23 protein-coding genes and 1 pseudogene are annotated in these 24,499 nt (G+C 73.2%); 16 read left to right on the top strand and 8 right to left on the bottom strand.

Annotated elements, in window-relative coordinates; all coding sequences use genetic code 11:
- Positions 1-75 precede the first annotated feature (75 nt).
- The 4 genes from ACSURM_RS33575 (at position 76) to ACSURM_RS33560 (ending at position 4,720) form a co-directional block, all read left to right on the top strand.
- Positions 76-510 carry an ATP-binding protein gene (locus tag ACSURM_RS33575; RefSeq protein ID WP_359046647.1) on the top strand — a complete coding sequence of 145 codons (435 nt, stop codon included), beginning with the start codon at positions 76-78 and terminating at the stop codon, positions 508-510.
- Between the two features lie 212 nt (positions 511-722).
- The gene (locus tag ACSURM_RS33570) at positions 723-2,099 is read left to right on the top strand and encodes an NAD(P)/FAD-dependent oxidoreductase (RefSeq protein WP_436959666.1); all 1,377 of its coding nucleotides are present in this window, start codon (positions 723-725) and stop codon (positions 2,097-2,099) included.
- A gap of 97 nt (positions 2,100-2,196) precedes the next feature.
- Positions 2,197-2,406 (top strand): DUF4287 domain-containing protein, encoded by a 210-nt coding sequence (locus ACSURM_RS33565; RefSeq protein ID WP_359046951.1) that lies wholly within the window; start codon positions 2,197-2,199, stop codon positions 2,404-2,406.
- 64 nt (positions 2,407-2,470) lie between these two features.
- Positions 2,471-4,720: an FUSC family protein gene (locus tag ACSURM_RS33560; protein WP_436959664.1), complete on the top strand. Its 2,250-nt coding sequence runs from the start codon at positions 2,471-2,473 to the stop codon at positions 4,718-4,720.
- Between the two features lie 4 nt (positions 4,721-4,724).
- Here ACSURM_RS33560 and ACSURM_RS33555 read toward each other — a convergent pair whose 3' ends face one another.
- Positions 4,725-5,576: an RNA polymerase sigma factor SigF gene (locus ACSURM_RS33555; RefSeq protein WP_436959662.1), complete on the bottom strand. Its 852-nt coding sequence runs from the start codon at positions 5,574-5,576 to the stop codon at positions 4,725-4,727.
- 329 nt (positions 5,577-5,905) lie between these two features.
- Here ACSURM_RS33555 and ACSURM_RS33550 point away from each other — a divergent pair, with 329 nt between their 5' ends.
- Both ACSURM_RS33550 and ACSURM_RS33545 read left to right on the top strand, forming a co-directional pair.
- The gene (locus tag ACSURM_RS33550) at positions 5,906-6,148 is read left to right on the top strand and encodes a hypothetical protein (protein WP_436959661.1); all 243 of its coding nucleotides are present in this window, start codon (positions 5,906-5,908) and stop codon (positions 6,146-6,148) included.
- 288 nt (positions 6,149-6,436) lie between these two features.
- A complete protein-coding gene (locus ACSURM_RS33545) occupies positions 6,437-6,895 on the top strand; it encodes a cyclic nucleotide-binding domain-containing protein (RefSeq protein ID WP_436959659.1) in 459 nt (152 codons plus the stop codon).
- An 11-nt stretch (positions 6,896-6,906) separates the two neighbouring features.
- Here ACSURM_RS33545 and ACSURM_RS33540 read toward each other — a convergent pair whose 3' ends face one another.
- Both ACSURM_RS33540 and ACSURM_RS33535 read right to left on the bottom strand, forming a co-directional pair.
- Positions 6,907-8,256 carry an MFS transporter gene (locus tag ACSURM_RS33540; RefSeq protein WP_436959657.1) on the bottom strand — a complete coding sequence of 450 codons (1,350 nt, stop codon included), beginning with the start codon at positions 8,254-8,256 and terminating at the stop codon, positions 6,907-6,909.
- A gap of 85 nt (positions 8,257-8,341) precedes the next feature.
- A complete protein-coding gene (locus ACSURM_RS33535; RefSeq protein ID WP_436959655.1) occupies positions 8,342-8,956 on the bottom strand; it encodes a LysE/ArgO family amino acid transporter in 615 nt (204 codons plus the stop codon).
- Between the two features lie 66 nt (positions 8,957-9,022).
- Here ACSURM_RS33535 and ACSURM_RS33530 point away from each other — a divergent pair, with 66 nt between their 5' ends.
- Together ACSURM_RS33530 and ACSURM_RS33525 are read left to right on the top strand one after the other, a co-directional pair.
- Positions 9,023-9,910 carry a LysR family transcriptional regulator ArgP gene (locus ACSURM_RS33530; RefSeq protein WP_436959653.1) on the top strand — a complete coding sequence of 296 codons (888 nt, stop codon included), beginning with the start codon at positions 9,023-9,025 and terminating at the stop codon, positions 9,908-9,910.
- Positions 9,911-10,160: 250 nt separating this feature from the next.
- On the top strand, positions 10,161-10,415 hold the full coding sequence (locus ACSURM_RS33525; protein ID WP_359046665.1) for a WhiB family transcriptional regulator: 255 nt from the start codon (positions 10,161-10,163) through the stop codon (positions 10,413-10,415).
- Between the two features lie 76 nt (positions 10,416-10,491).
- Here ACSURM_RS33525 and ACSURM_RS33520 read toward each other — a convergent pair whose 3' ends face one another.
- Positions 10,492-10,941: a DUF6098 family protein gene (locus ACSURM_RS33520; RefSeq protein WP_436959651.1), complete on the bottom strand. Its 450-nt coding sequence runs from the start codon at positions 10,939-10,941 to the stop codon at positions 10,492-10,494.
- A gap of 248 nt (positions 10,942-11,189) precedes the next feature.
- Here ACSURM_RS33520 and ACSURM_RS33515 point away from each other — a divergent pair, with 248 nt between their 5' ends.
- On the top strand, positions 11,190-11,540 hold the full coding sequence (locus tag ACSURM_RS33515) for a DUF488 domain-containing protein (protein ID WP_436959650.1): 351 nt from the start codon (positions 11,190-11,192) through the stop codon (positions 11,538-11,540).
- Positions 11,541-11,568: 28 nt separating this feature from the next.
- Here the strand turns inward: ACSURM_RS33515 and ACSURM_RS33510 are convergent, their stop codons facing one another.
- Together ACSURM_RS33510 and ACSURM_RS33505 are read right to left on the bottom strand one after the other, a co-directional pair.
- Positions 11,569-13,242 (bottom strand): FAD-binding dehydrogenase, encoded by a 1,674-nt coding sequence (locus tag ACSURM_RS33510; RefSeq protein WP_436959649.1) that lies wholly within the window; start codon positions 13,240-13,242, stop codon positions 11,569-11,571.
- Positions 13,243-13,433: 191 nt separating this feature from the next.
- Positions 13,434-14,063, bottom strand: a complete 630-nt coding sequence (locus ACSURM_RS33505) for a TetR/AcrR family transcriptional regulator (RefSeq protein ID WP_436959648.1) — start codon at positions 14,061-14,063, stop codon at positions 13,434-13,436.
- Positions 14,064-14,181: 118 nt separating this feature from the next.
- Between ACSURM_RS33505 and ACSURM_RS33500 the strand changes: the two are divergent.
- The 3 genes and pseudogenes from ACSURM_RS33500 (at position 14,182) to ACSURM_RS33490 (ending at position 16,995) form a co-directional block, all read left to right on the top strand.
- Positions 14,182-14,810: pseudogene (locus tag ACSURM_RS33500) on the top strand (alpha-ketoglutarate-dependent dioxygenase AlkB).
- Positions 14,811-14,893: 83 nt separating this feature from the next.
- Entirely contained in the window at positions 14,894-15,646 is a 753-nt protein-coding gene (locus tag ACSURM_RS33495) for an MBL fold metallo-hydrolase (protein WP_436959646.1), read from the top strand.
- A gap of 113 nt (positions 15,647-15,759) precedes the next feature.
- Positions 15,760-16,995 (top strand): DUF4032 domain-containing protein, encoded by a 1,236-nt coding sequence (locus ACSURM_RS33490; RefSeq protein ID WP_436959644.1) that lies wholly within the window; start codon positions 15,760-15,762, stop codon positions 16,993-16,995.
- Between the two features lies 1 nt (position 16,996).
- On the opposite strand, the gene ACSURM_RS33485 is transcribed toward ACSURM_RS33490, so the two are convergent.
- Together ACSURM_RS33485 and ACSURM_RS33480 are read right to left on the bottom strand one after the other, a co-directional pair.
- Complete coding sequence (locus ACSURM_RS33485; RefSeq protein WP_436959643.1) at positions 16,997-17,863, bottom strand: universal stress protein; 867 nt, start codon at positions 17,861-17,863, stop codon at positions 16,997-16,999.
- Positions 17,864-18,064: 201 nt separating this feature from the next.
- Positions 18,065-19,849: a M4 family metallopeptidase gene (locus ACSURM_RS33480; RefSeq protein WP_436959641.1), complete on the bottom strand. Its 1,785-nt coding sequence runs from the start codon at positions 19,847-19,849 to the stop codon at positions 18,065-18,067.
- Positions 19,850-20,160: 311 nt separating this feature from the next.
- On the opposite strand from ACSURM_RS33480, the gene ACSURM_RS33475 reads away from it, so the two are divergent.
- The 4 genes from ACSURM_RS33475 (at position 20,161) to ACSURM_RS33460 (ending at position 24,466) form a co-directional block, all read left to right on the top strand.
- Positions 20,161-21,474 (top strand): serine hydrolase domain-containing protein, encoded by a 1,314-nt coding sequence (locus ACSURM_RS33475; protein ID WP_436959639.1) that lies wholly within the window; start codon positions 20,161-20,163, stop codon positions 21,472-21,474.
- A 71-nt stretch (positions 21,475-21,545) separates the two neighbouring features.
- Entirely contained in the window at positions 21,546-22,223 is a 678-nt protein-coding gene (locus tag ACSURM_RS33470; RefSeq protein ID WP_436959637.1) for an AIM24 family protein, read from the top strand.
- 144 nt (positions 22,224-22,367) lie between these two features.
- Positions 22,368-23,327 carry a threonine/serine dehydratase gene (locus ACSURM_RS33465; RefSeq protein WP_436961236.1) on the top strand — a complete coding sequence of 320 codons (960 nt, stop codon included), beginning with the start codon at positions 22,368-22,370 and terminating at the stop codon, positions 23,325-23,327.
- A 167-nt stretch (positions 23,328-23,494) separates the two neighbouring features.
- A complete protein-coding gene (locus ACSURM_RS33460; protein WP_436959635.1) occupies positions 23,495-24,466 on the top strand; it encodes an LLM class F420-dependent oxidoreductase in 972 nt (323 codons plus the stop codon).
- The last annotated feature ends 33 nt before the right edge of the window (positions 24,467-24,499 follow it).

Below are 24,499 nucleotides of genomic sequence, written 5' to 3'. Positions count from 1 at the left end.
CCCGCAGCGCAGCGAAGAGATCAGTTGACGACGACCGCCCGGACCGGCGGGGCCGGTCGGGGCCGGGGAAGCGAGATGGCGACGGAGCCGCGTTGGGACGACACACCACCTTCGGAGGAGAGGTACGAGCGGACATTCTCCTTTCCGGGTGAGCTGCGCAACGTCACGGGAGCGCGGCTCGCCGCGGAGGACTTCCTGCGTGCCCTCTCCCGTCAGGCGCCGCCGGGCGCGCAGGAGTACTGGGACGACATCCTGCTGGTGGTGACCGAACTGGCGGCGAACGCGATCCAGTACGCGCCGGGCCCGTTCGACCTGCGGATGCGCCGCACCTTCGACGGGGTGCACGTGACGATGCGGGACACCAACCCGGCCCGCCCGGAGCCGCGGCCCTTCCATCCGCGCACCGGTGGCGGCGGGATCGGCTGGCACCTGGTGCACACGCTGTGCAGCCAGGTCAGCGTCGTCGTGCACGACAGCGGCAAGGACATCCACGCGTTCCTGCCCTGGTGACGCCGGGACGGCGGACGGCCGTACGACGTGTAGGCGGGCGCGCACCGGTTACTCCACCGGACAGCGGGGGCGAGGCCGCCCCCCACGCGTTCGTCTGCCTGCCGCACCCGGCTGGCGGGGTGGCCGCGGGCGCGGTGGGATCGAAGTTGGCGCACGGCGGTCCAGGGCATGCGAAGAGCGTCGAGCCGGACCGCCCGGAGCCGCAGAAAGGGATGAACACCGTGACACGACCCAGGATCCTGGTGGTGGGCGCAGGCTTCGCCGGAGTCGAGTGCGTCCGCCGTCTGGAGCGGAAACTCGCCCCCGACGAGGCCGACGTCACGCTGGTGACGCCGTTCTCCTATCAGCTGTACCTGCCTCTGCTGCCCCAGGTCGCCTCCGGTGTGCTCACGCCGCAGTCGATCGCCCTGTCGCTGCGCCGCAGCAAGAAGTACCGCACCCGGATCATCCCGGGCGGTGCCATCGGGGTGGACCTGAGGTCCAAGGTGTGCGTCGTCCGCACCATCACCGACAAGATCGTCAACGAGCCGTACGACTACATCGTGCTGGCCCCGGGCAGCGTGACCCGAACCTTCGACATCCCGGGCCTGACCGAGCACGCCTTCGGGATGAAGACGCTCGCCGAGGCCGCCTACATCCGCGACCACGTCATCTCCCAGCTGGATCTGGCGGACGCCAGCGACAACCCGGCCGAACGGGCCGCGCGGCTGCAGTTCGTGGTGGTCGGCGGCGGCTACGCGGGCACGGAGACCGCGGCCTGCCTCCAGCGCCTCACCCACGCCGCGGTGCAGCGCTACCCGCGCCTGGACCCGGGCCTGATCCGCTGGAACCTGATCGACATCGCGCCCAAGCTGATGCCGGAGCTGGGCGAGAAGCTGGGCCGCAGCGCGCAGGAGATCCTCGGGCGGCGCGGTATCGAGGTCTCGCTGGGGGTGTCCATCGACAAGGCCGGCGCCGAGGAGGTCACCTTCACCGACGGCCGGGTGGTGCCGACGCACACCCTGATCTGGACGGCCGGGGTGGTCGCCAGCCCGCTGATCGCCACGCTCGGCGCGGAGACCGTCAAGGGACGGCTGGCGGTGACCGCGGAGATGTGCCTGCCGGGCCACGACGGGGTGTTCGCGCTCGGCGACTCCGCGGCCGTGCCGGACCTGGCCAAGGGCGACGAGGGCGCGGTGTGCCCGCCCACCGCCCAGCACGCCATGCGGCAGGGCAAGGTGGTCGCCGACAATGTCATCGCGACGCTGCGCGGACAGCCGATGCGGCCCTACGAGCACAAGGACCTGGGCCTGGTCGTCGACCTCGGCGGCAAGGACGCGGTGTCCAAGCCGCTCGGTGTGGAGTTGCGCGGGGTGCCCGCCCAGGCGGTGGCCCGCGGCTACCACTGGTCGGCGCTGCGCACCAACGTCGCCAAGACCCGGGTGATGACCAACTGGCTGCTGAACGCGGTCGCGGGCGACGATTTCGTGCGCACCGGCTTCCAGGCCCGCAAGCCCGCCCGGCTGAAGGACTTCGAGTTCACCGACGCCTATCTGACACCGGAACAGGTGCGGGCCCGGGTGGAGGGCGCGGCCGTCGGACCGTCCTGATGTGACCGTGATCACCGGTGACCGCCGATGAGTCCGTGCCGGGCCGGCCGTCCTACCAGGTGATCACGGAACACCGCACGGAGGGACACACACCACCATGACCGAGAAGACCGTCAAGGGCCCGGCGAGCTACTTCCCCTCGATCGAGAAGAAGTACGGCCGCCCGGTCGGCGAGTGGCAGGAGCTGATCCGGTCCTCGCCGCTGACCCGGCACATGGAGCTGGTCGGCTGGCTGAAGTCGGCGCACGGGATCGGCCACGGGCACGCGAACGCCCTGGTGGCCGCCACCCTGGCCGAGGGCAGGTAGTCCGGGCGCGCGTGCGATGCTGGATCATGGAAATGACGGCTGGCACGGGAGAGAGCGCGGCTAAGTGAGGGCAGCGGGACGGTCGGGACGGGTACGGCTGTGGGACCGGCTCGCGGCGTCGGATCCCGGGCTGCTCCGGCTGACGGCGGGACTGCGCACGGTCACCGCCATCACCCTCACGCTCGCCGTCCTGGCCGGTATCGGCGTCCCGGTGCCCCATCTGGTCGCCGGGGCCATGACCGCGATGGTCGCCACCTTCGCCATCCGGGAGAAGCAGCCCGCCCGGCAGGCGGTCACCCTCGCGCTGGGTCTGCCGGTGGCGCTGGCCTCGGTGTCGCTGGGCGCGCTGCTCAACCAGCACGTCGTCGTCGGCGACCTGTTCTTCGTCGCCCTGATCTTCAGCGCGGTCTACGGACGCCGGTTCGGCGACCGCGGCACCGCGCTCGGGCTGATCGGGTTCCAGATCTACTTCCTGTCGCTGTTCGTGCAGGCCACACCGGCCGTGCTGCCCGCCTTGTACGGCGTCATCGGCGTGGCGTTCGTGTGCGGCGCCGTCGCCCGGTTCGTGCTGCTGCCGCAGACCCCGGCGGGCACCCTGGACCGGTTGCGGCGGGCCTTCCGCGCCCGGCTCGCCCAGCTGATCGCCAGCCAGGCCAAGCTGCCGGACGCCGGGCCCGAGGAGGTGGAGAAGGTGCTGGAGGAGCTGCGCACCCGCACCGCCCGGCTGCACGAGACGGCGCTGCTGATCCAGGGCCGGCTGGAGGACGGCACCTCGGACCCGGCGGTGGCCCGGCTGCTCCAGCGCCGGGTCGCGGACGCCGAGATCGCGGCCGAGCGGCTGGGGCTGCTGCTGCTCACCGCGCGCAGCGCCGAGCGGACCGACACCCTCACCCTGCACCTGCCGGGCGCCCCGGTGCCCTCGGGGGTCGAGTCGCCGGTGCGGGACGGGGCGGCTTCCGCGCTGCGCCGGGATCTGCGGGCGCTGCGGGTGCTGATGCTGCGGCCGGCCGGGGAGGCGTCCGGGACCGCGCTGGCCCAGGTGCGCAACCGGCTGCTGGGCTATCGCGAGGAGGAGAACCTGCCCGAGGCGTCCCCGGCGGTGCAGGACGTCTTCCGGGGGCTCGGCGAGGCGGCCCGCGCCTCGCTCGGTCTGCGGCTGGCCCTGGACGGCCCGCAGGACGACGAGTCCGCCGACACCCCGGCGACCACCCGCTCGCGCGAGGAGCTGGACGCGGAGGACGCCGCGATCGAGATCAGCGAGGAACGGACCCCGGAGACGGCCGAGCCGGCCGGGCTCGCGAGGCCCACCACCCGGGCCGCCCTCCAGGTGGCCGTCGGCTCCTCGCTGGCCATCGCCGGCGGTGAGCTGCTGTCCAGTCAGCGCTGGTACTGGGCGGTGCTGACCTGCTGGATCGTGTTCCTGAACACCGCCTCCACCGGCGAGATCCTGGTGAAGGGCTACCGGCGGCTGCTGGGCACGGTGCTCGGCGTGGTGGCGGGCATCGGGCTCGCCGGGCTGGTCGGGCACCACACCTGGCTGGCCTTCGGCCTGGTGCTGGTGTTCATCTTCGCGATGTTCTACAGCGCGCCGCTGTCGTACACCCTGATGTCGTTCTTCGTCACCGCGATGCTGGGGCTGCTGTACACCCTGCTGAACACCTACAGCGCGGACGTGCTGGTGCTGCGGATCGAGGAGACGGCGCTCGGCGCGGCCTGCGGGGTGTTCGCCGCGGCGGTGGTGCTGCCGGTGCACACGGCCCGTCGCACCAACGAGCTGCTGGTGGCGGTCCTGGACCGGCTCGCCGACGTCACGCGGGGCGCCGTCGACCAGCTGAGCGGCGGGACCGGCGGCGATCTGGTGGAGCGGGCGCGGGAGCTGGACCAGGCGCTGGCGGACCTGCGGGCGGCCACCCAGCCGCTGACCCATCCGATCACGCCGCTGCGCTCGCGCCGGGACTCGGTGCGGTACGTGGTGGCGCTGCTGGAGACGTGCGCGTACCACGGGCGGTCCCTCGCGGCGACGGCGGAGCTGCTGCCGACGCACCCCTCGATCGCGGCCGATCCGCGGCTGCGCGGGGCGTGCGGGCGGATCGTGCACAACATCGAGGCGATCGCGGCGCATGTGGCGGACCCGCGGGCCGCCGTGGAGATGGAGAGCGGCCCCAGCATCGCGTCGATGCTGGAGCCGGGAACCCTGCGCACCCCGCGCTACGGCCGGGTGACCGACCGGGTCCTGCGCCATCTTCAGCGGCTGGACGAGGCGGTCTCCGGTCTGGCGCGTCCGCTCGGTGTGACCGGCGGTCCGGCCGGCTGAGCGGCTACCGCCTGGCCTGGCCGGGCCGGTGGGTGCCGAGCGCCTCCTCGCGGATGCGGGCGCAGCTGCGGCTGATCAGCCGGGAGACGTGCATCTGCGATATGCCGAGCCGGTCGGCGATGCGGCTCTGTGTCATGTCCTCGAAGAAGCGCATGTAGAGGATGGCCCGCTCGCGTTCGGGCAGCCGGCGCAGCCCCTCCTTGGCGGCCTCCCGGTCCACGACGACGTCGTAGGAGGTGTCGGTCTCGCCGAGGGTGTCGGCGAGGCTGTAGCCGTCGTCGCCGGCGGACAGCTCGGCGTCCAGGGAGAGCGTGCTGAAGCTCTCCAGCGCCTCCATGCCGGCGCCGACCTCCTCCTCGGTGAGCCCGGTGTGGGCGGCGATGTCGGCGACGGTGGGCTCGGGGCTGCCGGGGTTCTGGGTGAGTTCCCGCCGGGCCACCCGGACCCGGTTGCGCAGCTCCTGGACCCGGCGGGGCACCCGCAGGGCCCACATCCGGTCGCGGAAGTGCCGCTTGACCTCTCCGGTGATCGTCGGCACGGCGTAACTCTCGAAGGCGCCGCGGGACGGGTCGAACCGGTCGATGGCCTTCACCAGTCCCAGCGCGGCCACCTGGCGCAGGTCCTCCACGGACTCGCCGCGGTCGCGGAACCGCCCGGCGATCCGGTGGGCCATGGGCAGCCAGGCGGTGACGAGTTCATCGCGTACGGCGTCCCGCTCGGGGCCGTCCTCCAGCTCCGCCAGCCGGGCGAACAGCGCCGCGGTGTCCGGGGCGTCGTCGTGGTTGCGGCGGGCGGGCGTCCCGCCGGTGGCGGGGGCGGTCGTGCCGGGACGGCTTGTCGACATGTCGGTCAGCATGCGGAATCGCTCCTGAACGTGTTGCAGGGCACCTCCGGAAACAGGGGTTCCGGGTTCTGGCCCGAACGGTGGTGTCAGGGTTTCGCCGCGGGTTCGCCGCCGGGCCCGGCGGAAGGGGCCCAGGCAGCGGGTCTTCTCCCCGCTGGGCGCGCGCCTCCGGTCCGAAGCACGAGACTCCGCCTGCCCCCTCGCCCAGCGGGCAAACACCGCCGTGAACGGAACTTCGGAAACCGCTTCTGTACAAGCGGAACGCGGGCCGGGGCACGTTCCGGGCCGGGCACGCTCGGTACGGGTGTCATCACCCGGGAACTCGCGGGTACCCGCCGGACATGACGGATGTCGTGGACGCGGACGAGTTGTTGCGCCGCATCCGGCGCGGACGGGAGCAGGCGGCAGCGCAGGAGCGGGCATGGCGGGAGCGGGCCCGGAGCCTGGCGGCGACGGATCCGGAGGGCGCCGCGGAGGCGGCCGACCGGGCGCGGGCCTTCGAAGCGGTGCTGCGAGTGCTGGAGGAGATCGTCCGCCCGGGCGGGGACCCCGTACGGGCGGACGGAGTGAAACAGGTCACCTGACCCGATAGGGGCTGGGGGAAGGCCCGGTAAATGGTTTATCGTTCATCCATACGTGATGCGGGAGTCGCGCCGGACCGCGCTGTGCTCCGCCTCGCGTCACCACATACGGCCCTGGCTGGCTTCCCCCGTCCAGCCAGGGCTTTTCCCTGCCCGGAAGCGGCCGGGGGCCGACCGGCGCCCCGTCTCGAGGTGCCCGGGGCGGCGGCAGCGGCTGAAATGGGCTTGAGACGCCGTTCGTCCCAGCACAGCACCCGCACCGCAACCGCCGCCGGCGAGGAGCCCCGCGCCATGACCAAAGCGATCAAACTGCTCACCGCCCTCCCCCAGGCGCAGCGCGAGCGCCTGATGGAGGTGGCCAAGGAGGTCTCCTTCCCGGAGGACAGCCGCATCTTCGAGGCGGGCGGCACGGCCGACCGGTTCTGGGTGATCCGCTCGGGCGCGGTCCACCTGGACACCCAGGTGACCCCCCGGCAGGGGGTGACCGTGGCCACGCTCGGCGCGGGCGACCTGCTCGGCTGGTCCTGGCTGTTCCCGCCGTACGAGTGGGACTTCGGCGCGGTGGCCTTCACCGACGTGCGCGCCTACGAGTTCGACGGGCCGTCGGTGCTCGCCCTGTGCGTGGAGGATCCGCTGCTCGGGCTGTCGGTGGTGCGCACGGTGGCCGAGATCCTCGCCCACCGGCTGGAGACGACCCGCGGAAAGCTCATGGAGCAGTACACGATGCGACGACGGGTCGGCCCCCTCTAGTAGTCCTGGCGTCAGACGCGGTACCGGCGCAGGGCCGGGACCGCGCCGGCCAGGGCCAGCATCCCCACCACGACCAGGGCGCCGCCGCCCGCGACGGCGGCCCGCGGGCCGAAGGCGGCTCCGGCGGTGCCGTGCAGGACGTCGGCCAGCCGCGGCCCGCCCGCGACGACCACGGTGAACACCCCCTGCATCCGGCCGCGCATCTCGTCGGTCGCGGCCGAGAGCAGGATGGCGCCGCGGAACACCATCGAGACCATGTCGGCGACGCCGGCCGCGGCGAGGAAGACCACCGCCAGCCACAGGCTGCCGCTCAGTCCGAACCCGGCGATGGCCACGCCCCAGCCGACGACCGCCCCGGTGACCATCCAGCCGTGCCGGCGGGCCCGCGAGAACACACCGGAGAACAGGCCGCCCAGCACCGCGCCCACCGGGATGCCGGCGAACAGCACGCCCAGCGCCAGGCCCTCGCCGTAGGAGCCGTAGGTCTCCGCGGCCAGCTGCGGGAACAGGGCGCGGGGCATGCCGAACACCATGGCGACGATGTCGGCGAGGAAGGACAGCAGCAGCACCTTGTGCCGGGAGATGTACCGGAACCCCTCGGCGATCTCGCGCAGCCCGGCCCGGCGGGCGCCGCTCCCGCCGAGCGGCGGCAGGGCGGGCAGCCGGACCACGGCCCACACGGTCACGCACAGCGCGAGCGCGTCGATCAGATACAGCTCCGCCAGCCCGATGAGCGGTATCAGCGCACCGGCCAGCAGCGGGCCCGCCACCAGCGCGGTCTGCATCACCGTCGAGCCGAGCGCGTTCGCGGCCGGCAGCTGCTCGGCCGGGACCAGCCGGGCTATGGAGGCGCTGCGGGCGGGCGCGTTGAGCCCGAAGAACGCCTGTTGCAGCGCGAGCAGCACCATGAGTACGGGGACCGACTCCAGGCCGGTGACGGCCTGGACCCAGAACAGCAGCGAGGTCACCGCGATGCCGCTGTTGGTCACCAGCATCAGCTTGCGCCGGTCGACGGCGTCGGCGACCGCCCCGCCCCACAGCGCGAAGGCGACCATGGGCACGAGCCCGGCCAGGCTCGCGTAGCCGACCCAGGCCGAGGAGTGGGTGATGTCGTAGATCTGCTTGGGTACGGCGACGGCGGTCAGCTGGCTGCCGACGGAGGTGACGATGGTCGACGTCCACAGCCGCCGGTAGGCGGGGATGCGCAGGGGGCGGGTGTCCATCGCCCAGCGGCGCCAGCCGCGCCGGGGCGCTTCCCCGGCCGCCGGCGTTCCGGTCCTGGTCTCGCTGCCGCCGCTGTCGCCGGTCTCGGTGCCGCTGCTGTCGCCGGTCTCGGTGCCGCTGCTCTCACTGGTGTCCACGGGTGTCCTGGTTGCTCGTTACATCTTTTCGCTTCGAGAGGCTAACTATCTCAGCGGCAACCGGTGGACATCGAGCGGGTCCCGGTCAGGCCCCGGCGACCAGGCTCACGCCCAGCACCAGCATGGTGGCGGCGACCAGCCCGTCGAGCACCCGCCAGGCGCCGGGCCGGGCCAGGTACCGGCCGAGCAGCCGGGCGCCGAAGCCGAGGGCGGTGAACCAGCACAGGCTGGCGAGCACGGCGCCGAGCCCGAACGTCCAGCGCAGCGGGCCCCGGTCGGCGGCCAGCGAGCCGAGCAGGAACACGGTGTCCAGATAGACATGCGGGTTCAGCCAGGTCATCGCCAGGCAGGTGAGCACGGCCCGGCGCCGGGAGCCGGCCGCGTCGCCCTCCGCGCGCAGCCCGGTGCCCGGCCTGAGCACCCGGCGGGCGGCCAGGACGCCGTAGCACAGCAGGAAGAGCCCGCCCACGACGCCGACCGCGCGGAGCGCGCCCGGCCAGGCCACGACCACCGCGCCGACCCCGCCGACGCCGAGCGCGATGAGCACCGCGTCGGACAGGGCGCAGATGCCGACCACGGTGAGGACGGCGTGCCGGCGCACCCCCTGCCGCAGGACGAAGGCGTTCTGGGCGCCTATGGCGACGATCAGGGAGAGGCCGGTGCCGAATCCGGCGGCAGCGGTGGTCAGGGCGTGGTTCATGCCGCCGACGTTAGACAGACCGCGGTCTCAAGTACAGCTAATGATTTTTACGTACCCTTAGTGCGCGTGATGACAGAGCTTCCCGTGGAACAGGTGCGGACCCTGCTGGCCGTGGTGGACGAGGGCACCTTCGACGCCGCCGCCGCGGCCCTGCACGTGACACCGTCGGCGGTCAGCCAGCGGGTCAAGGCCCTGGAACAGCGCACCGGCCGGGTGCTGCTCCAGCGCACCAGACCGGTACGGCCCACGGAGTCCGGCGCGGTGCTGGTCCGGTTCGCCCGGCAGCTCGCCCGGCTGGAGCGGGACGCCTGGGGCGAGCTGGGGCTGGACGGCACCGGGGAGGCCACCCGGGTGTCGGTCGCGGTGAACGCGGACTCGCTGGCGACCTGGTTCCTGCCGGCCCTGACCCGGGTCGCGGACCTCTGCTTCGAGCTGCACCGGGAGGACGAGGACCACACGGCGGCGCTGCTGCGCGAGGGCCTGGTGATGGCGGCGGTGACCTCCTCGCCCGACCCGGTGCCCGGCTGCGCGGTCCGCCCGCTGGGCCGGATGCGGTATCTGCCGGTGGCCGCACCGGAGTTCGTCGCGGACCGGCTGGCGGGCCGGCCGGCGGCGGAGGCGCTGGCCGGGGCGCCCGTGGTGGTCTTCGACCGCAAGGACGACTTCCAGGACGGCTTCGCCCGCCGGCTCGGCCACGCCTCGGCCGGCCCGTTCCGGCACCAGGTGCCCACCTCGGAGGGGTTCCTCGACGCGGTCGTCGCGGGGCTGGGCTGGGGCATGGTCCCGGAGGTGCAGGCCGGGCCGCTGCTGGCGCGCGGGCGGCTGACCGTGCTGGTCCCGGGCGAGCACACCGACGTCGCCCTCTACTGGCAGCAGTGGAAGCTCCAATCCCCCGCGCTGGCGGCCCTGGCCGACGCGGTGACGGCCACGGCGGCACGGGCGCTGCGCCGCTGAGCGGCGCCGGAAGCCGTCCGAACTGCCCTGCGGGGTCTGCCGCTAGCGTTCGCGGGGCCCCATCCGCCCCCGCCGCCCTGCCCGTTGGCCGGTCACGGCCGTGCGCGCGGCCGGTGCCCGGGCCGCCGGGAGGCCATCTTCCCCGGATCGTCGGGCGGTTGTGCCGTTTCACGTCCTCCCGACCGGTCACCCGGACGCGAGAACGCTTACGACAGGCACGGACGACTTCCACCGATCCAGGAGATTTCCGATGGACAACTGGCGCGACCATGCCGCGTGCCGTCACGAGGACCCCGATCTGTTCTTCCCCGTCGGGACCACCGGCCCGGCGCAGGTCCAGACCGAACGGGCGAAGGCGGTGTGCGGGCACTGCCCGGTCCGCGAGCAGTGCCTGGACTGGGCACTGGACACGGGTCAGACCATCGGCGTCTGGGGCGGCACCACGGAGCTGGAGCGCCGGGCGCTGCACCGGCGCCGGGCCCGCTCCCGGCCCCGCTCCGGCTGACCGCCTCCCCGGCCGGTCCCGGCGCTGTCCGGGGACGTCGGCGGGCCTCCCCGGCGCGGGGCCCCCGCCGCGCGGCTCAGCCGCCCTTGCGACGCAGGGTCCCCCACTCCCGCTCCTGGCGGGTCACCTCGTCCCGGGCCGCCTCGATCACGTTCTCGGCGATCCAGCACAGCGGCTCGACGTCGGCCACGAGCGGCTCGTTGTCGGGGCCCCGGCCGGTCTCCCGGCCCCTGAGGACCCAGGGCCGCACGCCGGGTCCCTTGTCGTGCGGCAGGTGCGCGTAGTCGTAGAGACGACGGGCCACCCACAGCTCGACCGACCGGCCGTTCCACCACTGCTCCACGTCGAGCGGGTTGGCGGACAGCCCGGGCATGGACACGCCGGTCAGCTCGTCGGTGCTGGACACCTTGTGGAGATCGGTGCCGGGCCCCTTGGACCACCGCACGTACAGTCCCTGGTGGCGTCGCACCAGACCGGCCGCGTCGGCGAGCGTGGTCACGACCGGCAGGTCGTCCGGTGCGCTCATGGCTTGACCTCCCTGTGCTGCGCGTACGCGACGCGACCGGAGTACCCCGGCCGAGCGCCGGAAATCGGACGCCGACGCTCCGCTCCCGTTCCCGGGGCTCGCCGCCCGCCTGCCACGGGGGCGGCGGCGCGGGCGCCGGTCCGCCTTCCGGTTTCCTCCGGTCAAGTCGTGTCGCGTCGCCGCCGGTGGGCGGTGGGGTGCGCAGTACGCTCGCGGCACCGTCCCCGTCCCGGAAGGAGCCCCGTACCGTGAGCGTGCGTCTGCGCCGGATCTACGAACCGCCCGAGCCCGACGACGGTCTGCGCGTGCTGGTGGACCGGCTGTGGCCGCGCGGCCTCGCCAAGGACGAGGCACATGTGGACGAGTGGCCGAAGGGGCTGACGCCGTCGGCACAGCTGCGCGAGTGGTACCACGCGGGCGAGGGGTCGTACGAGGAGTTCCGCCGCCGCTACGAGGCGGAGCTGGACGCGCCGGAGGCCGCCGGTCTGCTCGACGGCCTGCGCGCGTCGGTGGGCAAGGGGCCCGTGACCCTCCTGACGGCGTCGAAGCGGCCGGAGGAGAGCCACGCGCGGGTCCTGCTGGAGCTGCTCCGGGGCTGAGCCGCCGGTCCGCGCCTGGTGCCGGGGTTCAGCCCGTGTGCCGGGCCGCGTGCCGGCCCGCCGCCCGGCCGGAGAACAGGCAGCCGCCGAGGAAGGTGCCCTCCAGGGCGTTGTAGCCGTGCACCCCGCCGCCGCCGAACCCGGCGACCTCGCCCGCCGCGTACAGCCCCTCGATGGGGGTGCCGTCGGTGCCGAGGGCCCGGGAGTCCAGGTCGGTCTGGATGCCGCCGAGGGTCTTGCGGGTCAGCACGTGCAGCCGGACGCCGATGAGGGGGCCCGCGGCCGGATCGAGGATGCGGTGCGGGGCGGCGACCCGGCCGAGCCGGTCGCCGATGTAGCGGCGGGCGTTGCGGATGCCCTGGACCTGGGCGTCCTTGCTGTAGGGGTTGGCGATCTGCGCGTCCCGGGCCTCGATCTGGCGGCGCACCTCGGCGGCGTCCAGCAGTCGCTCGCCGGTCAGGCCGTTCATCTTCTCCACCAGCCGTTCCAGGCTGTCCGCGGTGACGAAGTCCTCGCCCTTGTCCAGGAAGGCGCGCACGGGCGCGGGAGCTCCCTTGCCGAGCAGCCGGTCGCGCAGCACGGCCCTGCGGTCCTTGGCGGTGATGTCGGGGTTCTGCTCGGAGCCGGAGAGCGCGAACTCCTTCTCGATGATCTTCCGGGTGAGGATGAACCAGGAGTGGTCGTAACCGGCGATGTCCTCGGTGGTCCGCAGGTACTTCAGAGTGCTGAGCGTGTCGTAGCCGGGCAGGCAGGGGTCGGGCAGGCGGCGGCCGCGGGCGTCGAGCCAGACGGACGACGGTCCGGGCAGGATGCGGATGCCGTGGCCGGGCCAGATCGGGTCCCAGTTGCGCAGGCCCTCGGTGTAGTGCCACATGCGGTCGCGGTTGACGAGCCGTACGCCCGCCTCGGCGCTGATGTCGAGCATGCGGCCGTCGACGTAGGCCGGGACGCCGGTGACCATCCGGGCGGGGGGCGTGCCGAGCCGCTCGGGCCAGTACCGGCGGACGATGTCGTGGTCCGCGCCGATGCCGCCGGTGGTCACGACGACGGCCTGGGCGGTCAGTTCGAAGTCGCCGGCGCGGTCGCGGCCGGAGGCGACGCCGCGCGGGGAGTCGTCGGGGGTGAGGACGGTGCCGCGCACCCCGCGTGCCGTGCCGCCCTCGACGACCAGTTCGTCCACCCGGTGCCGGTGGTGGAAGGTCAGCAGCCCGTCCCGGGCGGCCTGCCGGGCGGAGCGGACGAAGGGTTCGACCACGCCGGTGCCGGTGCCCCAGGCGATGTGGAAGCGGGGCACGGAGTTGCCGTGCCCGTCGGCCCGCAGGTCGCCGCGTTCGGCCCAGCCGACGGTGGGCAGCAGCTCGATGCCGTGCCCGGCGAGCCAGGACCGCTTCTCCCCCGCCGCCCACTCGACGTACGCGCGGGCCCAGCGCACCGCCCAGGAGTCCTCGTCGGCTCGTCGGTCGAAGCGCGCGCTGCCCTGCCAGTCGGTCCAGGCGAGGTCGAAGGAGTCCTTGATGCCGAGGCGGCGCTGCTCGGGCGAGTCGACGAGGAACAGGCCGCCGAAGGACCAGAACGCCTGGCCGCCGAGGTTGGCGGCGTTTTCCTGGTCGACCAGGGCCACCCGGCGGCCCCGGCTGGTGAGTTCGTGCGCGGCGACGAGCCCGGCGAGGCCCGCTCCGACGACGATGACGTCCGCGTCCATGGTGTGTGTCCTTTCCTCGGGGGTGCTCGTCGGGGACCTCGGGAGCGCCCTCCGGCGGGCCTCCCGGGGCTCGGGGCTCAAGAGCGCTGTTCGGCGGGCCTGCCGGTGCTCGGACTCGAAGGCTCAGGAGCGCTCTTCGGCGGGACTCGGGGTGCTCGTCGGGGATGCCCGTCGGCGGGCTCGGTCCGGGGTCACGACGGGACGCGGCTGCCGTCCGTCAGCAGCGCGGTGAGCAGCCGGGCCAGCCAGGCCCGGGCGGCCTCGACGTCCCGGTCCAGCAGCAGTTGGGTGGTGACGCCGTCGTAGGCGGCGACCACGGCGCGCGCGGCGGCGTCCGCGTCGCCGAGGGCGGCGGGCAGCGCGGTGTGTCCCCGGACCCGGGCGAGCCGGTCGGCGACGGCCTCGCGGAGCCGGGCCCGGTGGTCGAGCAGGGTGCGGGCGACGGCCGGGTCCCGGGCGGCGTGCACCAGGAAGTCGGTCTTCACCAGCAGCCAGTCCACGTCGAGCAGCAGCACCTCGGTGACCCGGTCCACGGAGGCGGGCACGTCCAGGTCCGGGCCGTCCTGGGCGAGCGCGTCGGCGACCTGGCCGGCGATCAGGTCCGCGCGCTCCCGGTAGAGGGCGAAGAACAGCTCGTCCAGGGTGGCGAAGTTGGAGTAGAAGGCGCCCCGGCTGAATCCGGCCGCCTCGCAGACCTCCTCGATGGTGACCCGCCCGAACCCCTTCGCCGCGAACACGGCGAAGGCCGCGTCGAGCAGCCGGGCCCGGGTGTGCGCCCGGCGCCGGGTGACACGCGCGGGTGACCGTTCCGCCGGTTCCATCCGACCGTCCTCTCGTCCGATACGCGAATGTATCGAATACATCCGTGTATCGAAAGGGTTCGAACGCGGCCGGTGATCAAATGGAACAGATTTTCGATTCACGGAGTAGGCTGGTCTCATGGCCACGCACCTCCAGGGCTCCCTGTTCGACCAGACCGACGAGCTGCGGCTCGGCCCGCTCGACGGGCTGCGCCGGACCGAGCTGGGCGCGGGGGCCTGGATCGACGTCCTGCCGGGCTGGCTGAGCGGGGCCGACGCGCTGTTCGAACGGCTCGCGGCCGAGGTGCCGTGGCGGGCGGAGCGCCGGAAGATGTACGACAACGTGGTCGCCGTACCCCGGCTGCTGGCCTACTACGGCGAGGGCGACCCGCTCCCCCACCCGGTGCTGGACGAGGCCCGCGCCGCGCTCTCCCGGCACTACGCCGAGGAGCTGGGCGAGCCGTTCACGACCGCCGGGCTGTGCTTCTACCGGGACGGCCGGGACAGCGTGGCCTGGCACGGGGACCGCATCGACGGGGCGCCCGCGAGGACACCATGGTCGCGATCCTCTCCGTCGGCGCGCCCCGCGACCTGCTGCTGCGCCCGGCGGGCGGTGGCGGCCCGACGGTGCGCCGGCCGCTCGGGCACGGCGATCTGATCGTGATGGGCGGCTCGTGCCAGCGCACCTGGGAGCACTGCGTCCCCAAGACCGGCCGGGCCGCCGGACCGCGCGTCAGCGTCCAGTTCCGGCCGCACGGCGTACGGTGAGCGGCCGGGCCCCGCCTTGCGCGGGGAGGCGGCCGGTCTGATTGGCTGTCCTTCCACGACGATCACAGGGGCGCGGGGAGAACATGCGGGCAGAGGTACGCGAAGTCGCCGACGGCACTTACCTGGTGCACGGCAACAACGTCAACTGGGTGATCCTCAAGGAGGGCGACGCCGTCACCCTCGTGGACACCGGCTACCCGGGGGACCGCCCGGCGCTGCTGGAATCCCTCGCCGAGGTGGGCGCCTCCCCGGAGGCGGTCACCGCCGTACTGATCACCCACGCGCACAACGACCACCTGGGCTCGGCCGAGTACCTGCGCGCCGCCCACGGCACTCCGGTGTATCTGCATCCGGCCGAAGTGCCGCACGCGCGGCGGGACTTCCTCCAGCAGGCCACCATCGGCGACGTCATACGCAACGCCTGGCGGCCCGGGGTCGTGCCCTGGGCGGTACACGTGATCAAGGCCGGCGGCACCGAACAGCACCCGGTCACCGCGCCCGAGCCGTTCCCGGCGGCCGACGGCGCCCCGCTGGACCTGCCCGGCCGTCCCGTGCCCGTGCACACGCCCGGCCACACCGACGGCCACTGCGTCTACCACCTGCCCCGGGCGGGCATCGTCATCTCCGGGGACGCACTGGTCAGCGGGCACGCCACCTCGCGGATCAAGGGTCCGCAGATCCTGCCCGACTTCTTCCACCACGAACGCGCCCGGGTCGTCGCCTCCTTGGACGTGATCGGCGCACTCGACGGCGACGTCCTGCTGCCGGGCCACGGGCCGGTGCACCGGGGCCCGGTGCGCGCGGCGGCCGAGCGGGCCCGGGAGCGGGCCGCCTAGGGTCTGTCGTCGAACTCCCGCCGTCCGCCCGGAGGGCGGGAGTTCGACGACCGGGCCTGGAACCCGCGCCGCGGCCTCCTGGAACACCCGTACGGGGCCTTAGGGTTCGTGTCATGTCCTTGCAGATCAGCGCCACGAACCCGGAGCACCCCGCGCTCCTGCTCGCCCTGCCCTGGGACACCCCGCTGGAGGAGTGGCCCGAGGAGTACCTCGTGCCGCTCCCGCGCGGCATCTCCCGGCACGTGGTGCGCTACGCGCACGCCGGTGACGAGGTGATCGCCGTGAAGGAGCTGGCCGAGCGGCCCGCGTTGCGCGAGTACGGGCTGCTGCGCGACCTGGACCGGCTCGGCATCCCGGCCGTCGACGCGCTCGCCGTGGTCACCGGCCGCACCGACCGCTCGGGCGCCCCGCTGGAGCCGGTCCTGATCACCCGGCACCTGCGCGGCTCGATGCCGTACCGGTCGATGTTCGAGACGACCATGCGCCCGGCGACCATGCACCGGCTGATGGACGCCCTCGCCGTGCTGCTGGTCCGTCTCCACCTGGCCGGGTTCGCCTGGGGCGACTGTTCGCTGTCCAACACCCTGTTCCGGCGCGACGCGGGCGCCTACGCGGCCTACCTGGTCGACGCCGAGACCGGCGAGCTGCACCCCCGGCTCAGCCCCGGGCAGCGGGACTACGACCTGGACCTCGCCCGCGTGAACATCAGCGGCGAGCTGCTGGACCTGGAGGCGTCCGGCGCGCTGCACCCGTCGGTGGACCCGGTGGAGTTCGGCCACGAGATCTGCACCCGCTACCAGGGGCTGTGGCGGGAGCTGACCCGCACCTCGGTGTACCCGGCGGGCAAGTACCACTACATCGAGCGCCGGATCCGGCGGCTGAACGACCTCGGTTTCGACGTGGCCGAGATGCAGATCGAGCACTCCTCCAACGGCGACACGGTCATCTTCGTGCCGAAGGTCGTGGACGCCGGCCACCACCAGCGGCAGCTGCTGCGGCTGACCGGCCTGGACACCGAGGAGAACCAGGCCCGGCGGCTGCTGAGCGACCTGGAGAGCTGGATGGCCACCCAGGACGACTACGCCCCGAACGATCCCCATGCCGCCCGCCCGGAAGTACTCGCCCACCGCTGGGTCCGGGACGTGTTCCGGCCCACCGTGCGCGCCGTCCCGCCGGAACTGCGCGGCACGATGGACCCCGCGGAGATCTACCACCAGTTGCTGGAACACCGCTGGTACCTGTCCGAGCGCGCCCAGCACGACATCGGGCTGGACACCGCCGTCAAGGACTACATCGAGAACGTCCTGCCCCGGGCCCGCGCCACGCTGGAACCGGCCGAGCCCGAGTAGGTCAGTCGTGCGGGACCACGGCCACCGGGCAGCCCGCGTGGTGCAGCACCCCGTGCGCCACCGAGCCGATCCGGGCGCCGACGGCCGTACGGCGCGCCCGGCGCCCGACCACCATCAGCTGGGCCCGGTCCGCCGCCGCCAGCAGCACCTGCCCGGCGCTGCCCATCTCGACGTGCTCGGCGACGGGCACCTCGGGAAACCTCTCCCGCCAGGGCCCCACGGCGTCGGCCAGCGCCTGCTTCTCGTACGGTTCGAGCCCGCCCGCCTCGTCCAGCAGCCGCAGCGAACCCGGGCTGTAGGCGAAGACCGGCGGCAGGGTCCAGGCCCGGACGGCCCGCACGGCGGCGCCCCGGGCCGCCGCCGCCTCGAAGGCGAACCGCAGCGCCGCCGCGCTGTCCTCGGGGCCGCCCTGCTGGCCGACCACCACGTCCCGGCCGGCCGCCTCCGCCGCCGGTTCGTCCCCGGCCCGCACCAGCACCACGGGCCGGGCGGCCTCGACGATCACCTGCTGCCCCACCGAGCCGAGCAGGAACCCGACGACGGGCCCGTGCCCGCGCGAGCCGAGCACCAGCATCTCGGCCCCGGCCGCGGCCTCGGCCAGCGCGTCCGCGGCCCCGCCCTCCACCAGGTCGGTGGTCACCGCGAGCCCCGGGTGCCGCTCCGCGACGGAGCGCACCGCGTCCTCCACGCCCTGGGACACCCACCCGTGCTGGGTGTCCCGGTCGGCCGCGGCCAGCGCCTCGGCGTACCGCCAGGCGTGCACCACGCGCAGCGGCAGGTCCCGGCGCACGGCCTCCCTTGCCGCCCAGTCCAGCGCGGCAAGACTCTCCTCCGTACCGTCCACACCTGCCGTGATCGGGCGTGTCATCCGTGGGCCTCCTCGTCGTCCGGCGCGCACGAGCCTGTCGTCGTGCGCCCATGATCATGGTGCCCGATCCGGCCCCCGGGTACCGCCGTGCGCCGGAGCGGACCCGGGCGACCGGCGAGTCCGCGCCCGACACCGCAACGGACAGACGGATGCCCCGCGCGGGGCGGGGCATCCGGTGGTGCGGGGTCGCGGCGCCGTCCGTCAGCGGCGGGCGCGCGGGGTGTTGGCGGCGGTGACGTTCACCGCGGCCCACGACCTGTCGACCGTCTTGTACTCGGTGCTGTTCGCGCCGTACAGGTCCTTGGCCGCCTTCAGCGTCGCGGTGCGCGCCTGGTGGAAGTCGGTGCTGGAGACCATGTAGCGGGTGAGCGCCCGGTAGTAGACGGCGGTCGCCTTGGCCCGGCCGATGCCCTTGACCTGGAGGTTGCGGTAGGTCGGCGAGTTGTACTCGACACCGCCGATCTTCTTCTTGCCGCTGCCCTCGGCGAGCAGGTAGTAGGCGTGCGAGGAGACACCGGAACCGGCGTGCACCTCGGTGTAGTAGGTGTCCGGCGACCAGTAGTCGATGGTGCCCTCGAGCTTGTCCAGCGACGGGCGGTCCAGGCGGCGCAGGAACTTCTGCGCGAGGCCCAGCTTCTCGCCGACCAGGTAGTCCGGGGTGTCCTTCGCGTTCTTGGCGTAGAACTCGACGTTCGAGCCGAAGATGTCCGCGAGCGACTCGTTCAGCGAGCCGGGCTCGCCGTACTGGTTGCCGTCGGCGTCGACGAAGGTCGGCTGGAGGTTGGCGGTCGCCTCCACCACGCCGTGGGTCAGCTCGTGGCCCGTGACGTCGAGGACGACGAGCGGCTTCTTGAACATCTGGCCGTCGCCGTCGCCGTACAGCATGCAGTTGCAGGTGGGGTCCCAGAAGGCGTTGGCGACCTTCTTGCCCCAGTGGACCATCGCCTGGGCGGCCTTGCTGTTGTTGCGGATGCCCTTGCGCTGGAACGTGGACTTGTAGAAGTCCAGCGTCTTGGTGACGCCGTACTGCGCGTCGGCGGCGACCGTGACCCGGCTGCTGGTCTTGCCGTTGCCCCACACGTTGGTCGTGTTGGTGAACTTGGCGCCGGCGCTGAACTTCTCGGTGTACGAGCCCTTGGCGTCCCGGGTCTCGGTGCCGTACCGGTTCGGGTCCTTGAGCTGGTAGTGACCGCGCGAGGTCTGCGTCGTGGTGAGACCGACGTTGCCCACGAAGAGGGTCTTGCCGGTGCCCTTGGCGGCCGACGGGTAGCGCGTGGCGCCGGTGGCGCCGGAGCCGGTCAGGCCGGAGGCGGCCGCGGCGGAGGCGGTGCCGGTGGCCGGGTCGAGGGTCTCGCCGCGCTCGCGCAGGGCGTCGAGCAGCTTCGGCGACAGGAACTCGTCCCGGGTGGGCGTGTTGCTGCGCACCTTGCCGGTGACCGCGTCGACGACGACCGTGCGGGCGGTGTCCTGGTCGGTGACGGTGACCTGGTAGGCGAGCGCGGAGGCGCCGGCCCGGGCGTCCACCACGAGCTGGGCGCCGCCCGCGTCGCCCTTCGCGGCCTCGGCGGCCTTGGCGGCGGCCTGGGCGGCCGTCAGCCTGGCCTTGGCGGCGGGCTTGACGGTGTGGCCGGCCGCGCGGGTCACGCCGGTGTAGCCGAGCTTGCCGTCGAGGTGGACGACGAGGTCGCCGCCGAGCAACGGCAGGCCGCCGTGGGTGCGGACGAAGCGGACGTGCCGCGCGCCCTCGGGGTCGAGCAGGACGTCCTGGGCGTGCAGTTCGTCGCCCTTGGTGACGCCGGTCGCCGAGGCGTGCGCGAAGGCCGCGGCGCGCGCGGCCTCCACCACCACCGCGGCGTTCGAAGAAGCCGAGGCGGCGGCGTGCCGCTCCCCCGTGCCGGGACCCGCGAAGGCCGTACCGGCCAGGCCCGTCGCAGCCGTCGCCACCGCGACGGCGACCGCCACGGTGCGTATGTGCGGTCTACGCAATCTGATCAGGGTTCCTTCGTACACAGGCGGCCGAGGTCGTCAACCGCCTTGGGACATGGCGCGGTTGGGCGCCACGGGGGCTGGTCTGGCCCCCAGAGGTAACCCTTGCCGATCAGTCATGGACACGTAAAGCCGGAATGATCCATTTCGTGAACCTCTATGACAATCCTTTACACATGGAAGCCACAGAGTGATCACGACGTGACCCATCGTGTGTCGACTGGGGAGACGGGGTTCTCATCCCCTAGGTTCCCAGGGCGGGATGTGACCGATATCGCATCAGGAACCGACCGGACGGAAGTGGGCAGGGGATGGACTCGGCAACTGTGGGGCGGGCAGGGGTACTCGGCGCGGTCGCGCTGTCGCTGCTCGCGGTCCCGGCGCGGGCGGCGACGGGAACACCGGACCCCCAGGCGGCGGCACGGCAGGCAGCGGCGACTCCCGCGGCGGTGGGACGGCAGGCTGCGGCGGCTCCGGCGGTGGTGGGGCGGCAGGCAGCGGCGAAGGCGGCACGGCAGGCGGCGACGGCGGCGGCACGGCTGGCAGCGGCCACTCCGGCGGCGGCGCCGCGCGGCCCGGCCGTGGCGGCGCTGCCGGCGCCGAACACCACCGGTCTGGCAACGGTGTTGCGCTCGGTAGTGGCCAAGGGGGCGCCGGGGGCGCTGGCCCGGATCGACGACCACGGCCGGACGTACCGGGTCACCCGCGGCGTCGCCGACCGCGTCACCGGACGGGCCATCAGCACCGGTGACCGGTTCCGGATCGGCAGCGTCACCAAGACCTTCACGACGGTGGTGCTGCTCCAACTCGTCGACGAACACCGGCTCTCGCTGGACGCGCCGGTCAACCGCTATCTGCCGGGCCTGCTGCCGGACGACCGGATCACGGTCCGCCATCTGCTGAGCCACCGCAGCGGGTTGTACGACTACAGCGACGACATGTTCGCCGCGAGCGTCTCCGGCTTCGAGGCGGTCCGTGAAAAGGTCTTCACCTACCGGCAGTTGGTCGCCCTCTCCCTGAAGAAGCCGCGCACCGACGCGCCCGGCGCCGCCTACTCCTACTCCAACACCAACTTCGTCGTCGCCGGGCTGCTCGTCGAGAAGCTCACCGGCAAGCCGGTGCGGACCGCCTACCGGGACCGGATCGTCAAGCCGCTGAAGCTGACCGACACCTTCTACGTCCATCCGGACACCGCGATCCCGGGCCGGTACACCCGCGGCTACCTGACTCCGGACCGCGCGGGCGCCCCGCTGGTCGACGCGACCGCGCAGACCGTGTCCTGGGCGCAGAGCGCCGGGGCGCTCATCTCCAGCGCCCGGGACCTCGACGTCTTCTACGGCGCGCTGCTGGGGGGCAGACTGCTGTCCGCCGCGCGGCTCGCCGACATGGAGCGGTTCACCGAGGTGAACGGCACGACGGCGTACGGCCTCGGGCTGCGGCGGCGCGATCTGTCCTGCGGCGTGTCGGTGTACGGGCACACGGGGGCGGTGCAGGGCTACTACACCTATGCGTTCGGCACGAAGGACGGCGGGCGGACCCTGACGGCCATGGCGAACACCTCGAACAACGCCGGGGTGCTCAACACCCTGGCCGGGGCGCTGGAATCGGCGTTCTGCGGGAAGTGACCGGCGCGCGGGCCGGCCGGCACGTTCGGTGATCTTGGCAGAACCGGTCCGTCCGGGACACCATGCCCTGCATGAAGGGTGATCTCTTTTCCAGTCAGCACATGGTGCGGCCGGCCGCGGCGCCGGGCATGTCCGTCGAGAACGCCAAGTGCGTCAAGTACGCGGTGCACGGCGAGATGTACGCCCGGCAGGGCGCGATGGTCGCCTACCGCGGCGACTTGGCGTTCGAACGCAAGGGGCAGGGCGTCGGCGGCATGCTCAAGCGGGCGGTGACCGGTGAGGGACTGCCCCTGATGGCGGTGCGCGGACAGGGCGAGGCATGGTTCGCGCACGAGGCGCAGAACTGCTTCATCGTCGAGGTCGAGCCCGGTGACCAGTTCACCGTCAACGGCCGCAACGTGCTGTGTTTCGACGCGTCGCTGTCGTACGAGATCAAGACGGTGAAGGGGTCGGGCATCACCGGCGGCGGCCTGTTCAACAGCGTGTTCACCGGGCAGGGCCGGCTCGGCCTGGTCTGCGACGGCGACCCGCTGGTCATCCCCGTGTCCGAGCAGGCGCCGGTGTACGTCGACACGGACGCGGTGGTGGGCTGGACCACGCATCTGCGGACCTCGCTGCACCGCTCGCAGTCCATCGGCTCGATGCTGCGCGGCGGTTCCGGCGAGGCCGTGCAGCTGATGTTCCAGGGCGAGGGGTTCGTGGTGGTCCGCCCGAGCGAGCTGACGCCCCAGAAGAGCCAGCAGCACTGAGTCCCGCGCCGCCGGGACGCGGACCCGGCCATGATCCGGAACGGCGTTGACCAGCGCCCTCCCGGCGGGTCAAGGTGCGAGCGGTACGGCTCCCGACCCGTGCCGGAAGGATGAAGCGCCTTGATCTCCCACTCGGACAGCACCCTGATCGGCCTCGCGGACATCGAAGCCGCCGCCCGGCACATCGCCGGCCACGTCGTACGCACGCCGACGGTGCCGAGCCCCGGGCTCACCGGCCTGCTCGGCGTCCCCGTCACCGCCAAGCTCGAACTGCTCCAGCGCACCGGCTCGTTCAAGGCGCGCGGGGCCACGGCGAAGCTGCTGTCGCTGAGCGCGGCCGAGCGGGCGGCGGGCGTGGTCGCGGTGAGCGGCGGCAACCACGGGATCGCGCTCGCGGTGATGGCGGCGGCCCTCGACGTGAAGGCCACCGTCGTCATGCCGCGCACCGCGCCCGCCCGCTCCCTCGCGCTCGCCGAGGAGGCCGGGGCGTCGGTGCGCTTGACCGACGGCATGGACAGCGCCTTCGAACTGGTGACGCGGTTGCGGGACGAGGGGCTGACCCTGGTCCACCCGTTCGACGACCCGGCCGTGATCGCCGGACAGGGCACGGTGGGTCTGGAGCTGGCCGAGGACGCCGGGGACCTGACCGACGTCGTCGTCAGCGTGGGCGGTGGCGGCCTGATCGCCGGGGTCGCGGCGGCCCTGCGCGCGCGGCGGCCGGGGGTACGGTTGTGGGGCGTGGAGACCGAGGGCGCGGAGGCGATGTCCGGCGCGCTCGGGGCGGGCGGTCCGGTGCGGGTGCCGTTGTCCTCCCTGGTCACCACGTTGAGCGCGCCCTCGGTGTCACGGCTGACGTACGACCATGTGTCCGCCCTCGTCGAGGAGGTCCTGGTGGTGCCGGACCGGGAGGCGGTACGCGGTTGTCTGGATCTCGCCGACCACGCCAAGGTGTGGGCCGAGCCGGCGGCGGGCTGCCTGCTGCCCGCGGCCCGCCAGGTGACGGAACGGGTCGGCTCGACCGCCCGGATCGGGCTGGTGGTGTGCGGCGGCAACACGACACCCACGGAAATCATGGGGTGGGCCAACCGGTTCGGGCTCCTGTGAGAGGCTGCCGGAGATCCACGCCGACCGCCTCCGCCTCCCGTACCCCGCGCTGCCGGCCGGCTACCGCCCGTACGCGAAAGCGCCCTCCCTGACCCCGTTCCGGGTGCCGCGGCGGCGACCCGCGCCGTGGGCCGTTTTCCGGACGCCGAGCCGGGGACTCGCCGGATATGGTGCAAATCGGCTACACAATGATGACCGAGCAGGCAGGCCCCCGGGACCTGGTGGAGCACGTGGTGGGCGCCGAGGAGGTGGGGTTCGACTTCTCGGTGATCTCGGACCACTACTTCCCGTGGCTGCGCGCGCAGGGGCACGCCTCCTACGCGTGGAGCGTGCTGGGCGCCGCCGCCCAGGCCACCTCGCGGATCCCGCTGATGACCTACGTCACCTGCCCCATCCTGCGCTACCACCCGGCGATCGTGGCGCAGAAGGCGGCGACCGTGCAGTTGCTGTCGGAGGGCAGGTTCCGGCTCGGTCTGGGCGCCGGCGAGAACCTGAACGAGCATGTCGTGGGCGGCGGCTGGCCCCCGGTGGACGTCCGCCACGAGATGCTGGAGGAGTCGGTGCGGATCATCCGCGCGCTGTTCGAGGGCGGGCATGTCACCCACCACGGGCAGCACTACGACGTGGAGTCGGCCCGGCTGTGGGACCTTCCGGAGCAGGCGCCGCCGATCGGCATCGCCGTCTCCGGCGACCAGTCCTGCGAACTGGCCGGGCAGCTGGCCGATCTGGTGATCGCGACCGAGCCGAAGGCGGGCCTGCTGGAGGCCTTCGACCGGCACGGCGGCAGCGGCAAGCCCAGGGTCGGGCAGCTGCCGGTGAGCTACGACCCCGACCGGGACACGGCGGTGAAGCGCGCCCACTCCCAGTTCCGCTGGTTCGGCCTGGGCTGGAAGGTGAACGCCGAACTGCCGCACCCCGACTCGTTCGAGGCGGCGACGCAGTTCGTGACCGAGGACGACGTGGCCTCCTCCATCCCGTGCGGTGACGACCCGGATGCCTTCGTGGAGGCCGTACGGCCGTACGCGGAGGCCGGGTTCGGGGAGGTCGCGCTGGTGCAGATCGGCGGTGACGCGCAGCGGGAGTTCCTGGACTGGTCGGCGAAGACCCTGCTGCCGGCGCTGCGGGAGGCGTTCGGCTGACGGGCCGTCCAGCGCCGCGGCGCGGGAATCAGC

Source organism: Streptomyces sp. SudanB182_2057, from assembly GCF_964272715.1.
Lineage (GTDB): Bacteria > Actinomycetota > Actinomycetes > Streptomycetales > Streptomycetaceae > Streptomyces > Streptomyces rubradiris.
Note: the sequence above shows the minus strand (reverse complement) of the source record. Positions and strands in the feature narration are given on the sequence as shown.